Source organism: Streptomyces sp. NPDC026500 (assembly GCF_055567635.1).
This window is the reverse complement of sequence record NZ_JBVHQB010000033.1, coordinates 1-21,777: the sequence shown is the minus strand read 5'-3', so window position 1 is coordinate 21,777 and position 21,777 is coordinate 1. Positions and strand designations below refer to the sequence as shown.

General features: G+C 69.3%; 17 protein-coding genes, 1 tRNA gene and 4 pseudogenes. 8 read left to right on the top strand and 14 right to left on the bottom strand.

What is annotated here, in order from left to right; genetic code table 11:
* Nucleotides 1–313: 313 nt before the first annotated feature.
* A complete protein-coding gene (locus ACZ4N5_RS38435; protein ID WP_467761646.1) occupies nt 314–2,005 on the bottom strand; it encodes a PucR family transcriptional regulator ligand-binding domain-containing protein in 1,692 nt (563 codons plus the stop codon).
* A gap of 336 nt (nt 2,006–2,341) precedes the next feature.
* Here ACZ4N5_RS38435 and ACZ4N5_RS38430 point away from each other — a divergent pair, with 336 nt between their 5' ends.
* From ACZ4N5_RS38430 to ACZ4N5_RS38415, 4 genes and pseudogenes are all read left to right on the top strand, one after another.
* Nucleotides 2,342–3,808, top strand: a complete 1,467-nt coding sequence (locus ACZ4N5_RS38430; RefSeq protein WP_467761645.1) for a sodium:solute symporter family protein — start codon at nt 2,342–2,344, stop codon at nt 3,806–3,808.
* Between the two features lie 94 nt (nt 3,809–3,902).
* Nucleotides 3,903–4,877, top strand: a pseudogene (gene speB, locus ACZ4N5_RS38425) (agmatinase).
* A complete protein-coding gene (locus ACZ4N5_RS38420) occupies nt 4,814–6,520 on the top strand; it encodes a thiamine pyrophosphate-binding protein (RefSeq protein ID WP_467761685.1) in 1,707 nt (568 codons plus the stop codon). The pseudogene speB and the gene ACZ4N5_RS38420 overlap by 64 nt, the downstream one beginning before the upstream one ends.
* Before the next feature lie 142 nt (nt 6,521–6,662).
* The gene (locus tag ACZ4N5_RS38415) at nt 6,663–8,114 is read left to right on the top strand and encodes a gamma-aminobutyraldehyde dehydrogenase (RefSeq protein ID WP_467761644.1); all 1,452 of its coding nucleotides are present in this window, start codon (nt 6,663–6,665) and stop codon (nt 8,112–8,114) included.
* A gap of 333 nt (nt 8,115–8,447) precedes the next feature.
* On the opposite strand, the gene ACZ4N5_RS38410 is transcribed toward ACZ4N5_RS38415, so the two are convergent.
* Complete coding sequence (locus ACZ4N5_RS38410; protein WP_467761643.1) at nt 8,448–8,762, bottom strand: hypothetical protein; 315 nt, start codon at nt 8,760–8,762, stop codon at nt 8,448–8,450.
* A 556-nt stretch (nt 8,763–9,318) separates the two neighbouring features.
* On the opposite strand from ACZ4N5_RS38410, the pseudogene ACZ4N5_RS38405 reads away from it, so the two are divergent.
* A pseudogene (locus tag ACZ4N5_RS38405) lies at nt 9,319–9,864 on the top strand (carbohydrate binding domain-containing protein); the annotation flags it as partial.
* Between the two features lie 232 nt (nt 9,865–10,096).
* Here the strand turns inward: ACZ4N5_RS38405 and ACZ4N5_RS38400 are convergent.
* On the bottom strand, nt 10,097–10,672 hold the full coding sequence (locus ACZ4N5_RS38400; protein WP_467761642.1) for a DUF6197 family protein: 576 nt from the start codon (nt 10,670–10,672) through the stop codon (nt 10,097–10,099).
* A gap of 226 nt (nt 10,673–10,898) precedes the next feature.
* On the opposite strand from ACZ4N5_RS38400, the gene ACZ4N5_RS38395 reads away from it, so the two are divergent.
* A tRNA-Trp gene (locus ACZ4N5_RS38395) sits at nt 10,899–10,974 on the top strand.
* Between the two features lie 89 nt (nt 10,975–11,063).
* On the opposite strand, the gene ACZ4N5_RS38390 is transcribed toward ACZ4N5_RS38395, so the two are convergent.
* Together ACZ4N5_RS38390 and ACZ4N5_RS38385 are read right to left on the bottom strand one after the other, a co-directional pair.
* Nucleotides 11,064–11,477: a (R)-mandelonitrile lyase gene (locus ACZ4N5_RS38390; protein ID WP_467761641.1), complete on the bottom strand. Its 414-nt coding sequence runs from the start codon at nt 11,475–11,477 to the stop codon at nt 11,064–11,066.
* A gap of 41 nt (nt 11,478–11,518) precedes the next feature.
* A complete protein-coding gene (locus ACZ4N5_RS38385; RefSeq protein ID WP_467761684.1) occupies nt 11,519–11,869 on the bottom strand; it encodes a short-chain dehydrogenase/reductase SDR in 351 nt (116 codons plus the stop codon).
* Between the two features lie 303 nt (nt 11,870–12,172).
* Here ACZ4N5_RS38385 and ACZ4N5_RS38380 point away from each other — a divergent pair.
* Nucleotides 12,173–12,408, top strand: a pseudogene (locus ACZ4N5_RS38380) (IS701 family transposase); the annotation flags it as partial.
* Nucleotides 12,409–12,824 (top strand): annotated as a pseudogene (locus tag ACZ4N5_RS38375) (ATP-binding protein); the annotation flags it as partial.
* 44 nt (nt 12,825–12,868) lie between these two features.
* Here the strand turns inward: ACZ4N5_RS38375 and ACZ4N5_RS38370 are convergent.
* From ACZ4N5_RS38370 to ACZ4N5_RS38330, 9 genes are all read right to left on the bottom strand, one after another.
* Complete coding sequence (locus ACZ4N5_RS38370; RefSeq protein WP_467761640.1) at nt 12,869–13,621, bottom strand: hypothetical protein; 753 nt, start codon at nt 13,619–13,621, stop codon at nt 12,869–12,871.
* Between the two features lie 289 nt (nt 13,622–13,910).
* Nucleotides 13,911–14,588, bottom strand: a complete 678-nt coding sequence (locus ACZ4N5_RS38365; protein ID WP_467761639.1) for a DUF6221 family protein — start codon at nt 14,586–14,588, stop codon at nt 13,911–13,913.
* A 327-nt stretch (nt 14,589–14,915) separates the two neighbouring features.
* Nucleotides 14,916–15,491: a hypothetical protein gene (locus tag ACZ4N5_RS38360; protein WP_467761638.1), complete on the bottom strand. Its 576-nt coding sequence runs from the start codon at nt 15,489–15,491 to the stop codon at nt 14,916–14,918.
* Between the two features lie 59 nt (nt 15,492–15,550).
* Complete coding sequence (locus ACZ4N5_RS38355; RefSeq protein WP_467761637.1) at nt 15,551–15,949, bottom strand: hypothetical protein; 399 nt, start codon at nt 15,947–15,949, stop codon at nt 15,551–15,553.
* A gap of 63 nt (nt 15,950–16,012) precedes the next feature.
* Complete coding sequence (locus ACZ4N5_RS38350; RefSeq protein WP_467761636.1) at nt 16,013–16,729, bottom strand: SecDF P1 head subdomain-containing protein; 717 nt, start codon at nt 16,727–16,729, stop codon at nt 16,013–16,015.
* Nucleotides 16,726–17,274, bottom strand: a complete 549-nt coding sequence (locus ACZ4N5_RS38345) for a SigE family RNA polymerase sigma factor (RefSeq protein ID WP_467761635.1) — start codon at nt 17,272–17,274, stop codon at nt 16,726–16,728. The genes ACZ4N5_RS38350 and ACZ4N5_RS38345 overlap by 4 nt, the downstream gene beginning before the upstream one ends.
* Before the next feature lie 716 nt (nt 17,275–17,990).
* Complete coding sequence (locus ACZ4N5_RS38340) at nt 17,991–19,643, bottom strand: sodium/solute symporter (protein WP_467761634.1); 1,653 nt, start codon at nt 19,641–19,643, stop codon at nt 17,991–17,993.
* Nucleotides 19,640–19,858, bottom strand: coding sequence for a hypothetical protein (locus ACZ4N5_RS38335; protein WP_467761633.1), 219 nt, complete (start codon nt 19,856–19,858; stop codon nt 19,640–19,642). Before ACZ4N5_RS38335 ends, ACZ4N5_RS38340 begins: the two co-directional genes overlap by 4 nt.
* A gap of 382 nt (nt 19,859–20,240) precedes the next feature.
* Nucleotides 20,241–20,363 (bottom strand): hypothetical protein, encoded by a 123-nt coding sequence (locus tag ACZ4N5_RS38330; RefSeq protein ID WP_467761632.1) that lies wholly within the window; start codon nt 20,361–20,363, stop codon nt 20,241–20,243.
* Between the last annotated feature and the right edge of the window lie 1,414 nt (nt 20,364–21,777).

The window sequence follows — 21,777 nt, the reverse complement described above, 5'->3', positions numbered from 1 at the left end:
ATGCGGGATCGGACGATGACGGCCGCTGCCGGCAAAGGGGAATCCACGCCACGAGATGGTGTCCAGAGTGCAGCCGCTCCTCGCGCGGCCGTGGTCGGCCGCCGGGGCGCTCTGCGGGTTCGCCCCGTCTGCGCCGCGGACCCTTGGATCCTGAGGGATCACCGGTCCGTTCGGACTGCGTGATCGCTGCCGGGTGCCGCAACCATAGGGTCGAGTTGTCTATGCGTCAACGATTGTTTCTCAGCAGACACACTCGCGGTGCCGGCCCACCATGCGAACTACCGGCGCGGCATGCCCGGCCGGGTCGGTGCCGTCACGTGGCTGCGGTCGGCCGCCCACCCGCCTCGTCCCCGCCCGGCAGCCAGCGCAGAGCGAACCACAACTCCATGCGCACGTCTGCGTCCTGGAGATCGGCGTCCAGCAGCACACCAAGGCGCGTGATGCGCTGGCGCACCGTGTTGCGGTGCAGGTCGAGCGCGGCCGCTGTCCGGTCGAAGCTGGAGTTCAGCGACAGCCACGTCTGCAGGGTCTCTCGCAGCGCTTCCGCGCCCGGTGCCCCGGCGTCCGCCAGCGGAGCGAACCGGGCTTGGGCCAGCGCGCGCGCACCGTCCGGCGCGACCAGGGTGTGCAGGCTCAACTCGCCGCCGCGATCGCGTACCACCCTGCTCCGTGTGCCCAGCGCTTGGCGCAGGGCGCGTTCGGCGCGGGCCGCGGCCAGCGGGAGCTCCGCGGCCGTCGCCGGTGAGCTGATGCCCAGCGTCCAGCCGAGCCGGGCAGCCGCGTCCCAGGCCGCGGGTGTGCCTGTCGCCTCGTCCCCGAGCCCGCCCTTGACCAGCGGAACCGCAGCACGCAGGGCGTCGCCGTCGACTTCCAGATACGGGGTGCCCAGCGCAGTGCCCAGCGCCGCGACATGGACCGGGTCCGAGGACGGCTGCGAGCGGCGGGCGGTCCCTGCGGCCCGGCGGCCGTGGATCACGACCCAGCGCTGCGCCGACCCGTCGGGGGTGCCCGCAGCAGGGTGCAGCAGCGCGGCAACCTCCGCCGCGTCGGCGCCGAACAGGAGCCGGACCAGCGCCGCCGCGCTGCGTGTGTCTCCGCCCAGCGCGTGTCGCGGGCCGGTCAGCAGCGACAGCAGCACCACACCCAAACCGGTCACCGACCGGTCGCCGGCGGAGAGCTGCGCCGGGGCGGCCAGGCCGAGCACCAGTGGGCTGGTGTCGCTGCCCGGCAGCGTGTGGGCGAGCAACTGCCTTCCGCCGTGGTGCTCGGTGTCCGACCCGGGAGTGCGGACCGTCTGGGGGTTCTCCGCCGTCGGACGCCGTCGTGCGCTCAACCGGAACGCGAGATCGCGCAGCCGCTGCGGCGCCGGCTCGGCGGGGCGCATACCTGCACCGAAGAGCTCCTCGCCCTCACCGTCCAAGAGCACCACCCACGCACCGAGGTGGGACGCCAGCTGCCGCAGCACCGCCTCCACCGCATCGGGCCGAGCCGCGGCAGAGGCCAAGGAGGCCTGAGCCTGGGACATGCGCCGCAGGTCCCGGCTGCGCACCTCGGCCATGGCCAGGTGCACCACGCGTCCGACGGCCACGAACGGCGTCTGCGGCGGCACCCTCAGCAGACGCAGACCGTGTCGGTCGCACGCCTCGACGAGCGTGGCGGGCACCTCGTCGTGCACCGGAGCCACCCCGAAACCGAGTGCCGCTACGTCTGCAGCGACCAGCCGCCGCACGTAGGCGTCGGCATCCCATGCATCGGTGCCCAGGTGCCGGCCTGCGGTGAGAAGCAGCTCGCCACCGAGCAGGTACTCGCTCGGGTCCTCCCACTCGGTGGTGTGCACCATGGCAACCGGCCGGTCCTCGGCCGGCCCGGCCACGCGGCGCAGCCCCAGTTCGGCGTGTGCGAGCACAGCGCTCAACGGCACGGTGATCTGCGGAATCTGCCCGGGCGGCAACGGCGGTACCGCCGGAGAGGAAGGACCGCTCGCGTCCTGCTGGGCATCCGACATTGCTCTGCCTCATCGCTCGGGAAGGGGCTGGTCGCGTGCCCCGTCCGAGTGTGCCCGCGGCCCCAGACCCAGTGTGCACCGAATCCACTGCAGCACTGACCAATGGGCAGAACGCACACTTCCACCCGCCTGGCTGCCCGGCCTAGGTTCGTACCGAGAGCCGGTACACGCCGCTCCCGCCCCGGCGGACCGCACCAGGTCTTCGCCGCCCTCCCACCCTGGTACGGGCCCGGTCCGCCACGGACCCGGCCCCACCCGCTGTCGAGCCACCGCGCGTCGGCGACACCCCACAGCACTGTCCCCGACCGACGGGGCGCAACGGATTCGGAGAACCGCATGGCCGTCGACTATGTCGTGATCATCGCCTACCTGTTGGGCATCATCGGCGTCGGCTGGTGGGGCAAGAGACGCGCCCGGTCCAAGAGTGACTTCCTGGTCGCCGGCCGTCGCCTCGGCCCGCTGATGTACACCGGCACCATGGCGGCCGTGGTCCTCGGCGGCGCCTCCACGATCGGCGGCGTCCGCCTCGGCTACACCTACGGCCTTTCCGGCGCCTGGATGGTCTTCGCGATCGGCCTCGGCCTGCTGGCACTCAGCATCTTCTTCTCCGCCAGGATCGCCCGGCTGCGGGTCTACACCGTGGCCGAGATGCTCTCGCTGCGCTACGGCGACGCCGCCAGCGTCATCTCCGGCGTGGTCATGTGGGTCTACACGCTGATGCTCGCGGTGACCTCCACCATCGCCTACGCCACCGTCTTCGACGTGCTGTTCGACGTGCCGCGCTGGGCGGCTGTGGTGATCGGCGGCACCATCGTGGTCGGCTACTCGGCGCTCGGTGGCATGTGGTCGATCACCCTGACCGACATGGTGCAGTTCGTGGTCAAGTCGATCGGCGTGCTGCTGCTCCTGCTGCCGATCGCCGTGGTCAAGGCCGGCGGCTTCGGCGCGATGGCCGACAAGCTGCCCGACGGCTACTTCTCGTTCGGCTCGATCGGCGGTGAGTCAATCCTCACCTTCGTGCTCATCTACACCTTCGGCATGCTGATCGGCCAGGACATCTGGCAGCGTGTGTTCACCGCCCGCACCGACAAGGTCGCCTCCTGGGGCGGCACCGTGGCCGGCGCCTACTGCCTGGTCTACGCGCTGGCAGGGGCCGTCATCGGCATGGCCACCAAGGCGCTCTACCCGCAACTGCCGGGCGCCGACAGCGCCTTCGCGACCATAGTCAAGAGCGCACTGCCCACCGGCGTGCGCGGCCTGGTGCTGGCCGCCGCGCTGTCAGCGATGATGTCCACCGCCAGCGGCGCACTGATCGCCTCCGCGACCGTCGCCAACAACGACATCTGGGCCCGGCTGCGGACCCGCTTCGGCCGGGACCGGTCGGAGGCCGCCGGGCAGGACGAGGTGGGTTCCAACCGGCTGGCGATCATCGTCCTGGGTGCGGTCGCGATCGGCCTGGCCTGCCTGCTGGACGACGTGCTTGCAGCCTTGACCGTCGCCTACAACCTGCTGGTCGGCGGCCTGCTGGTGCCGATCCTGGGTGGCCTGCTCTGGCGGCGCGGAAACGTCCAGGGCGCGCTCGCCTCGATGATCGGCGGTGGTGTCACTGTCATCGCGCTCATGATCATCAAGGGCACCATGGCCAACGAGCCGATCTACTACGGCCTCGGCGTCAGTCTCTGCGCCTACCTGGCGGTCAGCCTGGTCACCCGGCCCACCGAGGCCCGGGTCCTGGAGAACTGGCGCGACCGCCTGTCCGACCGCACCTCGGTCGAGGCCGAGCCCGCCACCGCGGCGCTCTGAACAATTCCCCACCTCGACGGTCTACGGGCTCGACTGGGCCGCCCGGCTCCGGATCGCCCCCGACCACATCGACTGAGAACGTCTGAGGACCCTCATGAGCAGCACCTTCCACCCGCGGGGGCCGGTTGACGCCAGCCGTTCCCCCGCTGTGCCGGTCCCGCGACATTCGCGCGGCTGCCGCGACTCGACGAGGTCGGCACCGCCGATGTCGCCGTCGGCGGCGTGCCTTTCGACACGGGTGTCTCGTACCACCCCGGCGCCCGCTTCGGTGGCAACGCCATCCGTGAGGCCGCGCCTGCTGCGCCCGTATAGCCCGGCGCAGGACACCTCCCCGTTCGCCCTCGCGCAGGTCGCGGACGCCGGTGACATCGCGGCAAACCCGTGCCACATCGACGAGGCCGTCGAGACGATCGAGGCCGCGGCCGACGATCCGCTCGGTACCGGCGCCCGCCTGATGCCGCTCGGCGGCGACCACACCATTGAGTTGCCCCTGCTGCGGTCCGTCGCGAAGAAGCAGGGCCCGGTCGCACTGCTCCACTTCGACGCCCATCTCGACACGTGGGACACCTACTTCGGCGCCGAGTACACCCACGGCACCCCGTTCCGCCGCGCCGTCGAGGAGGGCATCCTCGACACGTCCGCGCTCTCCCACCTCGGAACGCACGGCCGGCTGTACGGCAAGCAGGGCCTCGACTCCGACGCCAAGCTGGGTTTCGGCATCGTCACCTCCGCCGACGTCATGCGCCACGGTGTCGACGAGGTCGCCGATCAGCTGCGCCGACGTATCGGCGACCGCCCGCTCCACATCTCCATCGACATCGACGCCCTGGACCCGGCGCACGCACCCGGCACGGGTACTCCCGAGGCCGGCGGCCTCACCTCCCGCGAGCTCCTCGAGACCGTCCGCGGGCTGCCCTCGTGCAACCCGGGTTCGGCCGACCTGGTCGAGGTCGCCCCCGCGCACGACCACGCCGAGATCACCTCCGTCGCCGCCTCCCACACCGCCTGCGAACTCACGACCATCATGACCCGTCAGATTGCCGCCGCCCGCAAGGAGACCGTCCAGTGACCAAGGCACGCAACGGCGGCGACCTGGTCGTCGAGTCGCTCACCGCACTCGGCGCCGAGACCGTCTTCGGCATCCCTGGCCAGCACGCCCTCGGCCTGTTCGACGCGCTGCGCCGCTCCCCGCTGCGCTACGTCGGCCTGCGGGTGGAGAACAACGCCGGTTTCGCGGCCGACGGGTACGCCCGTACCACCGGTACCGTCGCCCCGCTGCTCCTCTCCACCGGCCCCGGCGCGCTCACCTCACTGGCCGCGCTGCAGGAGGCCGCCGCCGCCTCCGTCCCGGTCCTCGCAGTCAGCAGCCAGATCCCCAGCGCCGGACTCGGCGGGCGCCGCAAGGGCTACCTGCACGAACTCGTCGACCAGCAGGCCAGCTTCCGCGACGTGGTCAAGTCCGTGCACACCGCCCGGCACGCCTCCCAGATCCCCTCCGCGGTCGCGGCCGCCTGGGAGTCCGCGTTCACGGTCCCGCACGGCCCGGTCTGGGTCGAGATCCCGCAGGACGTGCTCCTCGCCGAGACCACCATCCCGCCCGTCGCCGACCTGCGCCCCGAGCCCCGCCCGCTGGCCCCGCGCGTCGAACTGGTGTCCGAGGCGGCGCTGCTGCTCGCCCGCGCCGAACGCCCGGTGATCCTGGCCGGCGGGGGAGTGGTCCGCTCCGGCGCCGAGACCGAACTGCTGCGCCTCGCCGAACAGTTGCGCGCTCCCGTCGCCTGCACCTTCGGAGCCAAGGGCGCCTTCCCCTGGGAGCACCCGCTCTCGCTTCAGACCTGGCTCGAGGACCGGCACACCACCGACCTCCTGGAGAACGCCGACGTTCTCCTGGTCGTCGGCTCCGGGCTCGGCGAACTCTCCAGCAACTACCACACCTTCGCCCCGCGCGGGCGGGTGATCCAGATCGAGGCCGACCTCGGCAAGCTGGAGTCCAACCATCCCGCGCTCGGCATCCACGCCGACGCCCGGAACGCCCTGGCCGCGCTGTCCGGCGCGGTACCGGCCAGAGAGGCCGACGGCCGCGCCGAGGCCGCCACCGCTGAACTGCTCAAGCGGGTCCGTGAGCGGATCGACGGCCAGGGCCTGGAGCTGGAGCAGCAGGTGCTGGCCTCCGTCCGGGAAGCCCTGCCCGACGACGCCCCCGTGTTCTTCGACATGACCATCCTCGGCTATTGGGCCTGGTCCGCCTGGGACGCCCGCCGCTCCGGGGCCATGCAGTCCGCCCAGGGCGCAGGCGGCCTCGGGTACGGCCTGCCGGCCGCGCTCGGCGCCGCCGCGGCCCTCAACGGCGACGCGGCTGGACAGTCTCGTCCCGTGCTCGCCGTCTCCGGCGACGGTGGCGCGATGTACTCCGTTGCCGAACTGGCCACCGCAGCCCAGCACCAGCTGCCGGTCACCTGGCTGATCGTTGACGACGGCGGCTACGGCATCCTGCGCGAGTACATGGAGGGCGTCTTCGGCGAGGCCACCGCCACCGAACTGACCCGCCCGGACTTCGTCCGGCTCGCGGAGGCCTTCGGCGTCTCCGCCATCGCGACCACCCCGGAACGGCTGAGCGAGGACCTGGCGGCGGCGCTCGCCGCCCCCGGGCCATCGGTGGTCGTCCTGCCGGCCCTGCTGCGGATGTTCGCACCGACCCACCTGGAGTCCTGAACCCCGCGCATCGCTGACGTCCGCCCCCGACATTCCGGCAGCGCCCGTCGCCTCGTTCGGGTCGACGGCCCGCCGGGCCGGAATCCCGCCCGGCCCCATCCGTCCTTCCGACCCACCACGCCACACCCTATGGAGGAGAGCCATGAGCGCGCTCAGCACGCTGCGCAACTACATCGACGGTGCGTTCACCGACGCGGCCGACGGACGGACCACCCTGGTCATCGACCCTGCCACGGGCGAGGCCTACGCCACCGCGCCGGTGTCCGCCGCCGCCGACGTCGACCGGGCGATGGCCGCCGCCGCAGCCGCCTTCGGACGCTGGAGAGACACCACCCCGGCCCAGCGCCAGCTGGCTCTGCTGAAGATCGCGGACGCGGTCGAGGCGCGGGCACAGGAGCTGATCGACGCCGAGTGCCGCGACACCGGCAAGCCCAAAAGGATCACCGCTAGCGAAGAGATCGGCCCGATGGTCGACCACATCCGCTTTTTCGCCGGTTCGGCCCGCCTGCTGGAGGGCAAGTCCGCAGGCGAGTACACGAATGGGATGACCTCGATCATCCGCCGCGAACCGGTCGGAGTCTGTGCCCAGGTCGCGCCGTGGAACTACCCGATGATGACGGCGGTCTGGAAGTTCGCCCCGGCGATCGCCGCGGGCAACACCGTCGTCCTCAAGCCTTCTGACACCACCCCGGCCTCCACCGTGCTGCTCGCCGAGATCGTCGGCGACGTGCTGCGCGGGATGGGAATGCCGAACGGCGTCCTCAACGTGATCTGCGGCGACCGCGAGACCGGCCGCCTGATGGTCGAGCACGAGACCCCGGCGATGGCCTCCATCACCGGCTCGGTCCGCGCCGGCATCCAGGTCGCCGAGTCCGCCTCCAAGGACGTCAAGCGGGTCCACCTGGAGCTCGGCGGCAAGGCCCCGGTCGTGGTCTTCGAGGACGCCGACATCACCGAGGCCGTCAACGGAATCTCAGCGGCGGGCTTCTTCAACGCCGGCCAGGACTGCACCGCCGCCACCCGCGTCCTGGTGCACGAGTCGATCCACGACGAGTTCGTCGCCGCGCTGGCCAAGGCCGCAGCCGAGATCAAGACCGGCGGGATCGACGACGAGGACGTGTTCTACGGCCCGCTCAATAACGCCAACCAGCTGAAGCAAGTCAGCGGATTCATCGAGCGCCTCCCCGCCCACGCATCGGTAGCGACCGGCGGCCATCGCGTCGGAGAGGTCGGCTACTTCTACGCCCCGACCGTCGTCTCCGGGCTGCGGCAGGACGACGAGATCATCCAGAACGAGGTCTTCGGCCCGGTCATCACCGTGCAAAAGTTCTCCGACGAGGAGCAGGCGATCTTCTACGCCAACGGCGTGGAGTTCGCGCTGGCCTCCTCCGTGTGGACCAAGGACCACGCCCGTGCCATGCGGATGTCCCGCCGCCTGGACTTCGGCTGCGTGTGGATCAACACCCACATCCCGCTGGTCGCCGAGATGCCACACGGCGGCTTCAAGAAGTCCGGGTACGGCAAAGACCTGTCCTCGTACGGCTTTGAGGACTACACGCGCATCAAGCACGTGATGACCGCGATCGGCAGCTGACCTCTGCCGGCACCAGGCAGCGTCGAAGGCCGGACAGCGGCAGGGGATGGGGGAGCGGGTACGGCGCAAGATCAAGCGACTCGGCAACGAGGACAGGCGAGCGCCGCCGGAACCCGGCGGCCGGGGGACGTTGATGGTGACCTGCTTGCACGGCGGCAGGAGATTTGGGAGTACCTCGCACTCCCAGCCGGCCCGGATCATCGGCGCCCGAACCGGTGGACCGCCATCGCGGCCAGACCACTCTTCGACGCCTTCACCGTCAGTCGCACGAGCTCGTCACGCGCGGTCTCCAGCAGCCGACGGGCCTGCGCCCGGCTGGGGATCAGGAACCTGTCACCGTTGCACCACGTTGCGCCGCTTGTAGAAGTGCTGGTCGAAGACGGGTGGCCGACCGCCGCGGCTGCCGCGCCTGAGGCGTTTGCGGACTTGATCGGCCTGCTCGGGGATGGAGTGGGCGATGCCTCGTCGACGCAGCCAGTTGCGGATCACGTTCGAGCTGTAGCCCTTGCCGCCGATCACTGGGAGGGCTTGATGCGGGGGCGGCCCGGGCCCAGGCACCCGAATCGCCTCCATCACCGCGGCGAACTGGGTGGTCAGGCCGTTGCGGACGTAGTCGTGGGTGCGCCACTCGGGTATGCCCCCAGGCACGACCGGAACACTCAGCAGCGAGGGTCATGCGTTACGGCCGTCGTGGCACCAACGCCGCGCGCATGAAGGTCGAGGACTTCGGACCGGCCCGCGTCAACGCCTGATCGACGTACGGCTGTCCCTGACCTCACGGGCGTCCCGCGTCCTGTCCCCAGGCGCGGCGTCGGCTGAACCTCCGGAGCCCGCGTTGCGTATCAATTCCAGAGCGACAGCTCAGGTCTCTGCCACGGGACGGAAGGAGAGCACCGTGCCCACACCGCCCGCGCCCGACTCACCGGACGACCGCCCCGCGCTGGAGCCCATCCGCGTGCTGCGCCGGCGCCGCACCGACGCGCTGGCCCAACTGCTCGACGAGATACGCCAGGACAAGGACTACCGCAGCCACGAGACCGTGGCCACACCCCTCTCACACACCCAGGCCGGCGGCGAGACAGAGGAACTCCCGCCCGTCCCCGGCGGCAAGACGGAGGAACTCCCCGCACCCGACGGCGACTCCCGCCCACCGGGTCCCGCAGGTCGCCCGCGCCTGGGGCCCGGACAGCGCCGGGCGGCCGTGGTGATCGCGGTCGTCGCGGCGGCCGTCGTCGGCTTCGGCTGCTCCCTCCTGGTCCCCAGCCGTACCGACGCCACCCCAGCCGCACCCTCGGCGAGCGCGTCGGCGGCCCCGACGTCGGCCGCCCCGGGCGCGGTCGGAGCCGCCGACGTCCTGACCAACCCCGGCTTCGAGTCGGGCAGCCTCTCGCCGTGGAGCTGCACCGGCAACCCGGGCTCGATCGTCACCTCGCCCGTCCACGCCGGCTCCAAGGCCCTCCAGGGGACGGTGAGTTCGAGCGACACCGCGCAGTGCAACCAGACCATCGCGGTACGGCCGCACACCACCTACTCACTCAGCGGCTGGGTCCGCGGCTCCTACGTCTACCTGGGCGTGAACGGCGGTGCCTCCACCTGGACCACTTCCCCCTCCGGATACAGCCCACTGACCGTCTCCTTCACCACCGGCGCCTCCCAGACCAGCGCGACGATCTACGTGCACGGCTGGTACGCGCAGGGCAGGTACTACGCCGACGACATCACCCTGGACGGGCCCGGTGGCGGCGCCGGCGAGTAGGACTCCGTTGGGTTGCTCTGGCTCTCGGGTTCGGGCTGGGTGGACGTTCTGGGCAGGGGCCGGGCTCCCACGGACTGCCCGGGACGTGCCCCCACCACAACAGCACGGCGTTCCTCTTCTCCCAGCGCGCGCGGCCGCACTTCCCTCACCGGTGTGACGGCCTTCATGTGGGCTACGGCCAGGCGACCCGAAAAGACCCACATCCATCTGGTCCAAGCGCGCGGATTCAGATGCCACGGGCGTCCGCGAGGATGCCGGCCTGCTCCAGCATGCGTGTCGGTTCACGGCCGTTGCCCCAGGCGTCATTGAAGGAGGGCACCGATTCCACGTGCGGGCCGAACCGTCTGCGGATTGCTTCCATCAGCACCTCCATGGCCTGCGCCTCCAGGTGGCGGTCGCCGCCGGACTCCATGCGGATCGCGCCCTGGGAACACAGGCTCCCGTCCTCATCGATCAGTGCTCCCGCGCACCAGCCTCCTTCCTGCAGCCGCAGGGAGGCGCTGTGCAGGAGCGCCGCAATGGGTGTGGTGTACGGGCACGGGGTTGTCAGCGGTGCTGTGGGAATCAGTGGTGGGGCCGCGATGTGGGACCAATCGACAGGGGTGGTCTCGATGTGCGCGGTGTTGACCTCGTAGGCGACGGCCGCCAGCGCGAGCCGGGCGTCCATGTCCTTCTTGACGGCGGCCATGCGGGCCTCGAGACCGTCGACCGGAGGCCGCAATGGCCTCGCGCCGACTGGTGGGGCGCCACCAGGGGACTCGGCGGGGGCTTGTCCGGCGGCGGTGCGCGTGGAGGGCTGCATGATGGATGGATTCCTCGCGCGCGGGTGCCCCCAGCGCCGCCAAACGGGCGGTGCCGGCGAGAGATATTGCCGTGCTCGACCGGCACCTGCACCACCTGCGGCCGCCCCCCCCACACCAACCAAGGCGTGATCCCGGGCAAGGACGCCTGTATCTCGCACCTGCTCTGAGGAGACGGAAAACCGTTGGAGAGGGACCTGGTGTCCGTGCAAAGCTGTCACGCATCGAAGGGGTGTAGCTCAGAGGCCAGAGCGCCGGTCTCCAAAACCGGATGCCGCAGGTTCGACTCCTGCCACCCCTGCCACTGGACCGCGGCTGACAGGTCGCCAGAGCCTTCGCCGCCCCCGGCCGGTGCCGCGGTGACTCACCCTCCTCTCCGTCTCCTCCAGACCTTCAGCCCGTGACGCTGGCGAGGGCCGCGGCGTACTGCTCATCGGTGACGGGCTCCAGCCAGGTGGTGCCATCGCCATTGCCGTCGCCGACCACCAGGGCGATGTGTGCCATGAGGGTGGTGTCCGTGGCACCGTGCCAGTGTTCCTCGCCGGCCGGGCACTTGACGGTCTCGCCCGCGCTCACACGTACGACGTTCCCGTCGCGGGTGCCTACCAGGCCGATACCGTCGGTGATGTACAGAACCTGGCCGAGTGCGTGGGAGTGCCAGTTGGTGTGGGCGCCCGGCGTGAAGCGCACCAGACCGGCCGTGAGGCGGGCGGGCTCGGTGGGCGTTTCGATCATGTTGAGGTAGACGTCGCCTGTGAAGCGCTCGGCGGGGGCCTTCAGCGTGGTGGTGGACGTGATGTGTTCCATGGCTCTCTTCTTTGATCGGGAGGAGTTGCCGGGGCTGATCCTCAGACGTTGGTGCAGGCGAGGTCGGAGCCGAGCTCGCGCGAGGCATCGGCCTGCGCACGCAGCGCGTCGGTCTTGACGGTAACGGCTTCGATCGCGTCGGCACCGGCAATGAAACGGGCCGGGGGCTGCTCCTGGCCGAAGAGGGTGAGCAGGGCGGCGAACAGTTCGGCCGGGTCACCGACCTGCTGACCGTTCATGGACTGCCAGGCCTTCTTGGTGGCCGCCGTGCGCTCCGCGTAGTCGTCGATGGGCAGCTCCGCCCAGGTGGTCGAGGCGTCCACCATCAGCTCGGTACGGATCTGGGCCAACTGTCCGTCGTCACACTCCAGCCAGCCCCTGACCGAGACCATGGTTCCCACGGCGGTTGCTCCTCATTCGTGTGGCGCGCTGCTCTGGCGCACGGTTCCTATGCGCTGGCACGCTAGGGATGACCTGCCCGGTCGCGCAAAGGGATTGACAGGTGGATCAGCTGCCTCGGGCCGGAGCGCGCCATCCCCATCCAGCCGGCCCTCGCGATTTTGCGCTGGGCCCGGGTGAGTATGAGAACGGCCAACGCGTGATCATCAGCGATTGTGTGGACTCCTGAAGATCGTGCGATGGCCGCGGGCCACAGCATGGACGCGGCCCGCCGGCAGACGATGTTCGACCAGGCCATCGCCCGCATCGCGGGCCGGTTTCGCCGAGTGGAACCGCGGGCGACGGAACGGGCGTTCACCCTCGGACTGCTGTCCGGCGTCGAACGCAAGAACGGCTGGCCGCCGGCCGAAGAGGCCGGCCACGCCCGTCCCGGCGCGATGCAGAGGCTCCTGCGAAGCGCACACGCTGGGACGCCGACGGGGTGCGCGACGAGGTCCGCTCCTACGTGCTGGACCACCTCGGCGGGGACGGCGCCGAACGCGAGCACCTGTCCTACCTCGGCTGCCTCGCCGAACTGCTGATGGCCGAATGCGAGGACCGCGACCGGCGCCGGTCCGAACGAAGGATCCGCGCAGCCGGCTTCCCACCCCAGAAATGGCTCTCCGACTTCGACTACACGGCCTACCCCAACGTCACCCCGCCCAGATCCGTAACCTCGCCACCGGCGAATGGGTCAAGAGAGGCGAACCACTCTGCTTGATCGGCGACTCCGGCACCGGCAAGTCCCACCTGCTGATCGGCTGGGCTCCGCCGCCGCGATGGCCGGCTCCCGCGTCCGTTACGCACTCGCCGGGAAGCTGGTCAACGAACTCGAGCGAGGCCGCCGACGAGAATCAGCTCACCAAGACGATCGCCCGCCACGGGCGCGTCGATCTGCTCTGCATCGACAGCTCGCTACTGTTCAACGTTCCTTGTCTCCGCAGTCGTTGATCTCAGCTGGTGATGTCAGGAACCGCGGCGCCCCTGACATGAGCCCGCATCGCGGTGCGTAGGGCTTCGAGTTCGGTTCGGGGAAACGGACGCCCCCACTGAGCAGCGTAGGCATCGTCACCGAGCTCGTGAGAGACCTGGTCGAATGCGCGTATGGCTGACCTGGCCAGTGCCGCAACGGTATGGCGACCTGACCACAGAACGGTTCCCGAACTTTCTGGCGCCTGGTCGCCGTCGGCCACGACGAGGCGGATGTCGACCTCAGCTCCGTCCCGACGGAAGAGCCATCGGTAGACCTGGGGCTCCCCCTCCAGTTCGGCGCGCGTCTCTCGGTCTCCCAGCACCAGCCTGGCAATCGCGTACAGGAACTGCTCGGGTCCGTCAGTGACGTACGAAGGGAGGATATCCGCGTCGTTTTCATTGTCAGTCACCTTGACCAAGGCCCAGCCGTGACTCCACAGAGTCCACGTGATGGCGAGAGACCCCATGACCTCATCACACCCCCCTGTGAACGTGCACCCTACTGTCCGGGCCAGCGGATCGGCTTCGGATAGAGGCGTCAGTCCGATGAAGACCATCAACACCCGATGTAGGAGAGAGTGCGGTACCTTCCCCTTGACCTGCGCCTTCGCGGGCAAGCCGACGAACCCGACTGCGCCCGCCAGCCAACCTTGTTGACCGTGGCTGACCCCTGCACCTGGCGCCCGCGGCACGTGGCCTTGCACCTCGCGGAGTCTGGCGACACTATCGCTCATGACTTGACGGCGGCCCGTAAAGGTCTTCGATCTGGCGCTCGGCGCGAGGGCACGCGGCCATCATCCCGTTCGGCGTCTCGTAGCTGCTGGTCGGATCCCCACACCCATTCTGGCCATGCCACGAACAGCCGCCCCGTCGTCCCACCGTGCCCTCGCGGTGCAACTTTGCGTCGTAGGTGTACTTCACGATGGCCACGAGAGCTCCTGAAGTGCGTGAGGTCGACGGCTCAACGTTAGCGAGAGACGGCGCCCGAGAACAGGACGGTGCCCTCAGCTTTGGAAGCTGCGATCACTTGCGGCTGGTCTTGACGCCGACCTGGAGGTACGGGCGAGGTACGGCTTCGACGGGCTCGCATATCTTCACCGGGATTCCCCGCTGTTCTCCGCACCATCCGGTGCGCTTGTGGGTGCGGTCGCCCTGTTCCCGGGTTGCCCAGTTCGTCTTGTAGTGCTCGGGAAAGTCGGGGTGCTCTCGGTAGGGGAGGGCAAGATCGAGTAGGTCGTCGCAGGGCCAGAGGTCGCCGTCGAACGGGCAGTCGTCACTGTCGTCCCAAGGCCGCTCGGGATCGCCTTCGGCCGGACTGAGGGTGTGCCGGTTCAGCGCACGCTGCTTGGCCTCGACTTCGCGCAGTACGCGGACAGGGTCGTGCAGGGCCACGTGCTGGGCGACCGCGGGGTGGAATCTTGCCGCGTCGTGACCGTGCGCACACGGTTGTCGGCAGGCGCCGGCGATCAGGTGCGACGCTGCCGCGTGCCGCGTGCCGCGTGCCGCGTGCCCGCTGGCTGTTCGGCGAGGGGGAGCGGGGTCTCCGGTGCGTGCGAATCCGGTGACATCCCCTTGGCCGAAGTCGACTGCCGTTCCGAGCGCGGTCCACTTCGCCGAAAACCCGGCTCCGGCGCAGCGTCGGGCCAGGTCGGCCTCCTCGTCCAGACGCGTCTTGAGGAACGCCACCAGGTCCATAGCCATGGCGGCATTCTCGACCATGGCGCGTGCGTCGGCGCCTGCTCTACGCCCCTCACTCACCGCCGGGCATTGGACCACCCGCTTCCCAACTGCGTTGGTGGGCTGTTGGGTTGTGTGCAGGGGTGTTCACCTGGGTTCATGGGCGGCCGGCGCGGCTGGCTAAGCCTGCTGGCGGTCCCGCCCCGAACGGCCGTGAACGGGGCTGAATGAGACGGGAACCGGGACGGGAACTGAGACGGGCTGGCTCTGGGTCCTGAACGACCCAGCGAGCATCGTTCATCGCAGGCTGGGCCGATTGGGGCCAGAAGCAGTCATGCATAGCTCCGTCCCTCAGAGTTTGCCCCCCACCAAGGTCATGCGATGGCCACCCAGCGCGTGTGTGAATTGTTCGAGGAAGCTGGGACTGAACTCGGGCCAGTCCCAGAACTCAAAGCCCAGGTAGCCGAAGGCGTAGTAGTCGTCGTCCCAAGTCCACGCAGTCAGGTCACCGGCTCGGTGACAGCGTGGGCAGGTAACGGCGGCTCGGCCCGCGCCTTGCCAGGTCTCGATGGCCTTCCCGAAGGGCTCCCACGCGCCCTCGATCACGTCCCACTCATCCGTGTACAGGTGCACTTGGCCGGCGCAGTGAGGGCAAACCGCGAACATGGCATCACCCTGGCCACCATGGAAGACGGTTCGTCCTGTCTCGATCTTGAGTCCGTCGCTGGGCTCCCAGTCCGCCTGGCTGACCGCCTTGCCCCAGAGAGGACCGGGCGGGTGGCCCAGCGGCGCCCCGAGAACGCAATTGGTGAGCTCGGCCCGGACTATCCCTTCCCTGACAAGCCAGTCAAGGGCGCTGGCTGCAAGAGCTGGAGCTTCCGCTTGAGTGGCGTCCAGGTCGACGACGGTTTGGAAGTGGCTTCCCATGAGGGTGATGGTAGAAGACGCCACCGACAGCGACTGTGGGGCCAACCTGGCAGCAGTCGTCAAGAGTTGTGGTTGAGGGCTCCCGGGGTGGATCCGGTGATCTGGGCTGCTGTGACTCCTGCTTCCTCGCGCACCTCCGAGTCGGAGTGGTTGAGGAACGGCTCGACCGGCGGGCCGGCCTGCGAATCATGCGTTGCGCCGGGGATGTTGATCGTGTGAGAGAGGAGGTCAACTCCCGTCGCCGGCATGGCCACAGTCGGCGGTTCGACCGGGTTCAAAGGAAGGCGGTGGTGGTTGAACGCCTCGCCGATCGAGTGCGGAACGGACTCGCGCACCTTGGTCAGAGGTTCGTCAACGCCACAGCAGGAGTTGGCTTCAGGCGCCGGGAAGCTCGCCCGGCGCCAAGACTTGCCGCGGGTGAAGGCGGTATCCCAGAAGCCGGGTTTGCCCTGCGACATGGGGGGAGTCCGGCGGACGTCTCACTTGCGCCGGCTATCGGTGCACGTCACAGGGCATGGGGGTCACCTGCCGGTATCCAGCCGGAGGGCGAGGTCGTGGGCGGTGGCGCTGGTGAGGTCCCCGTCGAAGGCCCCGACGATTTCGAGACGGCCGCCAGTGATCGAGGAGGTCACGAAGGGGTTGCCCCAGAGTGTGCCGTCGATGACGATGGCGAATCCGTTGCGCGGAAACGGGGCCGCGGCGATGGAACCGGTGAGGGCGGCGAAGCGGGTCCGGTCGACGGAGTTGAGGGTCACCTCGACCTTCCAGGTGCCGTCGACAGTGCTTTTGTCGGCCTTCGCGGAGGTGACACGGACGTCGGTCATGCCCCTGGCCCGGTCGGCGCGGATACAGAACGCCGGGTGGGTCGCGCTCGCGTGCACGGTGTAGCCCCCGCTGCCATGGGTGCAGGGGTGCTCCGTGGACGAGGTGACCGGCAGGATGGACATCAGTGCCACCTTTTCGGTGTTCCCCGTGCCCCCTACGGCGGGCTGAACTACGTGCGCATGCTGGGGCGCGCCGTTTGCGACGGCCACCCAGGCGGTGGCGACCACGGCGGTGGCGGCGATGCCGACCCCGGCGCGGGCCAGCCGCTGCCGCCGCCGGGCGACCTTCAATGCGCCGTCGGCCAGGCCGACCAGATAAGGACCGGCGGCATTACTGCCGCTCTCTCGGACATGGGCGTGCAAGGCATCGTGCAGCAAGGTTTCGTGCAGCGGGTGTTCGGTCGAGTCGTTCATGCGATGACGCCCCTTCCGGAGGCAGTGGAGGAGGCGGCGGACGGCCCTGCCTCGGCCAAGGTGGTGCGGAGGGAAGCGAGGGCCTTGTGGGTCTGGCTGCGGACCGTCCCCTGGGCGACGCCCAGAATCGCCGCGATCTCGGTGTCCGGCCGGTCCTCGAAGTAGCGCAGAACGATCACCGCGCGCTGGCGCTTGGGCAGCCGCCGCAGTGCGGCCATGATGTCCTGCCGCTGGACCACGGCGTCGGCCAAGTCAGCGCCTTGCGCGGACGGTTGGTCCGGCAGTGTGTCGGTGACCGTCTCCCGTCCCCAGCTGAGCAGTCGGAAGCGGTCCACCTGGGCGTGGTAGATCGCCCGGCGCACATAGATCTCCGGCTGCTGCCGGTCGCGCAGCTTCGACCAACGCCGAGCGGTGGAGGCAAGCGCGGTCTGGAGCAGATCACGGCCCTGCTCCCAGTCCCCGGTCAGCAGGTAGGCCGTGTGCAGCAGCGATCTCGACCGCGCCGCCACGAACTCGCGGAACTGGCGTTCCTCGTCGGCGTTCATCGTGCCCTCCCTCGTTCCCCCGTAAAGACGGGTACGGAAGGGGGTTCGACTGCCCCGCCAGTCAAATTCTTTCGATCACGACGCTGCCAGGCTCAGGGCAGGCGGTTAGGAGGGAGGGTTCGCTGCATAGCTGCTGGCAGCCTTGTCGAAGCGTCCGCTGATGCCGTCGGTGACGTCGACGGCAGTGTTCTGTTCGTCGCCCAGTGCCGCTCGCGGCACTGGGCGACGACTGAGACGTTCGAGGGCGAGGACCGAGGCGGTCCAGGCTGCCCGGACGGCGAACTGCCCTGCGTGCTAGGCGAGTTGGGTGGTCGGCGTGAAATGTCCCGCCTCGGCAAGGCACTTGTCCCCCCGTTGCCGCAAACGGGCCTGGCGCCGGCGGCGCACGCGGCCGGGCGAGGAGTGAGACCGCGGGCCCTGCCAAACTCCTCCCGCTCACGGTCCGCATCCCCGTGGCCGAACCATCGGGCCAACCGATCGCGCAACTCTCGCCACGCATCCGTGCCCGCGTCCGCCACTACCGCGGACCCATCCGCAACGGCCAATGCTGTGAACGCTGCAGGCAGCATCCCGTCCCCCTGCTGACGCCCCTGGCCCAGTGGTCGAGCTGAGACAGTGGCGCTCCACCGGCACGAGCACCGTCTATCAGTTGGATATCCGCACAAAGCCCCTGTGAGACTCGTGCTGGAGCCATCGGTGCGCGCAGTCGCAAATCATCACAGACGCTCAACGTGGCCAAATGCCGGTGTCGGAGCCGACATCACGCCCGGCGAGCTGGTCGGTGGCGCTGGTGGAGCATCGCGCCTTCGCACGATGCTGCCCAGCCAGCCGAACAGGAAGCCGCTAGGAAGCGAGACGAGGGTGACCGTCTGCAGGGGGAACCAGTCGATACGCCACTCAGGGAAGAGCGCCAAGGGGGTGCCGGAGAAGACGGGGCTGCATATCTGTAGTCCGACGGCGCAGAGCAGGCCCCCGTACAGCGTGCAGAGGAGCCCGGCCCGTGTGTAGCCGCTCCAGAAGACGGAGTACACCAGCGCCGGAAGCAGGCAGGAGGCCGCCACCGCCAGGGACATCGCTGTCAGGAACAGGACGTTCCATCCCTGGACCCAGACTGCCAGCACGATGCACAGTGCACCGACCCCGGCGGACGCCAGGCGGGCGGCGGCCACCTCCCGGCCCTCGGTCATGCGCCCATGGCGGAGCGCCTTCGTGTAGAGGTCGTGGGCGATCGCTCCCGCAGCGGCCAGGGTGATGCTCGCCACCGCCCCCAGCGTGGTGAGGAATACCGCGGAGGAGACCAGGGCGACGAGAATTGCCCCGTTCGCGCCGGCGGACGCGCCGCCTGCCAGTTCGCCGGTGAGCAGCAGCAGGGCGCTGTTGCCTCCGGGATCGGCGGCAATGATCGTGGGTACGCCGATCAACGCGGCGGCCGCGAAGCCCATCAGGGCTGTTATGAGGCAGAAAGAGGTGACGATGCCGATCGTATGGCGCACCGTACGGCGTGCGGTGGCCGCGTCGGGTGAGCTGCTCAGTTGCAAGGCAACGTGTGGCAGGCACGCCACACCCAGCACGATGGTGATCATCAGGCCGATGAAGTCGAGAGTGCCCTGCCAATCGCCGCTGCCGGCGTAGCGGAGGCCGGGGCGCGTATAGCCGGCGGGTCGGCCGCTGCCCTGTCCGGCGGCGTCGATCAGGGCAGCGGTGTTCCAGTGAAAACGATGGAGCAGCACAGCTGTCACCGTCAGGGCCGCGCCGAGCAGCACCACCGTTTTGATCGTCTGGATGACGACCGTGCCGCGCATCCCGCCGAACGCCGTGGCGCAGACGACCAGTGCGCCGATCATTACGATGGCTGTCTTCTCCGCACCGGACCCCGTCATTCCCAGCAGCATCGTGGTGGTCACGCCCGCGCCGGAGAGCTGTACGACCATGACGGGGACGCACACGCTCAAGGTCACGACGGCGGTAGCGATCCTCGCCCCCGGCCCTGGAGCCCGCAGGGCGAACGTGTCGCCCAGGGTGTAACCGGCGCGCTCCCTCAGGGGGCGCGCCAGCAGGAGGAGGACGCCGAGGGACAGCGCGGTGCACAGGGTCATGAACAGACCGTCGTAGCCGAAGATCGCGACACTTCCCGTGTTGCCGAGCACCGCGGCCGTGGGCAGGTAGACGCCGGACAGGACGAGGGCCCCGCGCAGAGGCTTGAGCCTGCGGCCCGCTGTATAGAACTCGTTGACCCGGTCCCTCTCGGGGCCGCTGAGAACGCAGATGAACAGGATGGGGACGATGAAGGCCAGAAAGCCCAGAAGGACGAAGACGTGCGTGTCACTGTCCAGGACGCCGGGCGCGGCGAGCAGGATCCGCTGACTCATCGGCTCTCCTCCCAGATCTCCTGAGGAGCCGGTCGTCGGTCCGCGCGGCGGTCGTACCGCGCCGCTGTCCACACCAGCAGGGAGCCCTGGAAGAGCAGGGCCAGCATGCCGACGCTGGCCCCTCCCCAGACACGGGTGGCCATCAACTCGGCTGCGGAGCAGGCGAGCAGCACGTGCACGGCGAAGGCCGAGCCGTTGACCAGGGCGAAGGACACACCTGGGCGGTGAGGCCGTGGACGATGATGAAGGCGGGGGGCGTGCGGGTGGGTCATGGCGGTCTCCGTACGTTGTTGGGCGGTCCAAGAGCCGGGTCTGGCAGATGCGCGGCTTGTCTTGTGCGACTCGGCAGGAGTGGCCGCCCGGCTGTTCGGGGCACCCTGATTGCTGATTGGGATGTGCGTTGTAGTCGTTGTTTGCGCAGACGACGGCGGGTTCCTCGGGCCGACGGCATGCGGCTCGCAACGAGGAAGGGCGGATGAACCCAGCGACGGGCCCAGGTATGGGCCTGCATCGATGCGGGCGCAAGGCACCACCGGGCGGCGATGGTCGACGAGACCGGCGCGACCGTGTGGCAAGGAGGATCCACAACGACGAGAGTCAGAGATCCTGACCGCGTTCGGCGAGCTCCAGGACTTTGGCGATCCAGCCGGGGCGGAAACGGTTCTCGCCGCCTCCGGGGACGAGGACGGAGACGTTGTGCTGGCAGTCGAGCCTGCGCATAGCGGCTCCTTCAGAGTCGGTGGATCGCAGCGGTGGCAAGGCTGGGGCGCGGCCCGTTCAGGTCAGAGGCCAGTGCCGCTCCGGCGTGACGGGGACAATAACGGAACTAGTAGTAACGTATCTAGAGGGAAGCGTGCAGCTTCTCGGGTTCAACTACGAATCCAGCTCGGCCGCTTGGGCCGTAGGCCGCTTTGTCCGTCGTGCTCTGCGGGTGTGTGGCGGATCGCGCCGTGGCGGCCATCGCGCGGCGGTTGTACGTTCACCATTGGTCTTCCTCGCCCGAGCGCCGAGCGCCGAGCGCCGAGCGCCGAGCGCCGAGCGCCGAGCGCCGAGCGCCGAGCGCCGAGCGCCGAGCGCCGAGCGCCGAGCGTCGGCGGCTTCGGATACGGCGCCTGACTTGGGGGGCTGGGGAAGCAACCAAAGGCGAACCGGCGCCAACCGATCCCGGATCCGCCGCCCGCGAGCGGGCGGCGGGAGCACGCCTTGTCGGCCAGGACTCAACCCGCGTCCCGCTTCTCCAGTGACCGGCGCCGCTTCGCAGGAGGGCGGACGTAATCGAGGACGGCGCCTCCAGCCGAGAGCACGTCCAGCACCAAAAGACGATGGAAGCGATCCGTAGAGTCCCCTCGCCGTACAGGGCCTGGAGCCGAACCAGGTCACGGCGATACACGTCACGTCACCTGGCCCTTGCCCAGCCGCAAGGCGCGGAGCCATGCGGACTCCCGGGTCAGGTCGATCGTGGGCCACCTGTGACAGGGGTCGAGCCTTGCTCTTCTTCGGCCGGTCAACCGCTGACGTCTGCCACTGCTCGGTGCAGCTCGGGCTTGTTGGCACCAGTCAGCGATGTCGGCACTAGGGCTGCTCATGGCTTTGACCTGCCGAAGATCTGAAGCGCCCCGCCGAGCACGACGAACAACATGGCTACGAACGGCCCCTGACCAGGTATCTATAGTTCAGAGGTGGTTCTCGTGAGCGTTGTCCGCCAGCGACCGTGGCTCCCTGCTGTTTCCCGACCGAACGGGCACAGGAAGGGCCCGTCGTCTGGCGATCTCTAGACGGCGAGTAGCCCGGCGAACAGCAAAGCCGCCACCGCGGAGGAGACCCGCGGCTTCCTCCAGCCCGGACCCGAAGCCTGGCGGTTCAGCTCCCACATAAACACCAGACTGCCACCAAGGCCCAGCGTGCTCCGCAGCAGGAAAACGATGGTGTGCACTGCGCGCCTCCAGAGGCCTTCGAATGGACGGGAAGGCTACCCCTGGTGGTGGTCGCGTGGGTGGCCGGCCCCGTTCAAGCTTGTTGATGTCGGGCGCTGATGTCAGCTTGAGGTTCCCCCGCTGCGCGGGAGTGGCTGACTAGCAGGTCAGGGCGGGTTGACATGTTTTCAGGTTCACTGGTTCGGCCGCTGCCTGGTCGG

What these genes read in the sequence shown, in the direction of transcription:
- ACZ4N5_RS38435 (WP_467761646.1), bottom strand. Translation starts at nt 2,005, where the DNA reads ATGTCGGATGCCCAGCAGGACGCGAGCGGTCCTTCCTCTCCGGCGGTA.
- ACZ4N5_RS38430 (WP_467761645.1), top strand. Translation starts at nt 2,342, where the DNA reads ATGGCCGTCGACTATGTCGTGATCATCGCCTACCTGTTGGGCATCATC.
- ACZ4N5_RS38415 (WP_467761644.1), top strand. Translation starts at nt 6,663, where the DNA reads ATGAGCGCGCTCAGCACGCTGCGCAACTACATCGACGGTGCGTTCACC.
- ACZ4N5_RS38400 (WP_467761642.1), bottom strand. Translation starts at nt 10,672, where the DNA reads ATGCAGCCCTCCACGCGCACCGCCGCCGGACAAGCCCCCGCCGAGTCC.
- ACZ4N5_RS38390 (WP_467761641.1), bottom strand. Translation starts at nt 11,477, where the DNA reads ATGGAACACATCACGTCCACCACCACGCTGAAGGCCCCCGCCGAGCGC.
- ACZ4N5_RS38385 (WP_467761684.1), bottom strand. Translation starts at nt 11,869, where the DNA reads ATGGTCTCGGTCAGGGGCTGGCTGGAGTGTGACGACGGACAGTTGGCC.
- ACZ4N5_RS38370 (WP_467761640.1), bottom strand. Translation starts at nt 13,621, where the DNA reads ATGAGCGATAGTGTCGCCAGACTCCGCGAGGTGCAAGGCCACGTGCCG.
- ACZ4N5_RS38365 (WP_467761639.1), bottom strand. Translation starts at nt 14,588, where the DNA reads ATGGCTATGGACCTGGTGGCGTTCCTCAAGACGCGTCTGGACGAGGAG.
- ACZ4N5_RS38360 (WP_467761638.1), bottom strand. Translation starts at nt 15,491, where the DNA reads ATGGGAAGCCACTTCCAAACCGTCGTCGACCTGGACGCCACTCAAGCG.
- ACZ4N5_RS38355 (WP_467761637.1), bottom strand. Translation starts at nt 15,949, where the DNA reads ATGTCGCAGGGCAAACCCGGCTTCTGGGATACCGCCTTCACCCGCGGC.
- ACZ4N5_RS38350 (WP_467761636.1), bottom strand. Translation starts at nt 16,729, where the DNA reads ATGAACGACTCGACCGAACACCCGCTGCACGAAACCTTGCTGCACGAT.
- ACZ4N5_RS38345 (WP_467761635.1), bottom strand. Translation starts at nt 17,274, where the DNA reads ATGAACGCCGACGAGGAACGCCAGTTCCGCGAGTTCGTGGCGGCGCGG.
- ACZ4N5_RS38340 (WP_467761634.1), bottom strand. Translation starts at nt 19,643, where the DNA reads ATGAGTCAGCGGATCCTGCTCGCCGCGCCCGGCGTCCTGGACAGTGAC.
- ACZ4N5_RS38330 (WP_467761632.1), bottom strand. Translation starts at nt 20,363, where the DNA reads ATGCGCAGGCTCGACTGCCAGCACAACGTCTCCGTCCTCGTCCCCGGA.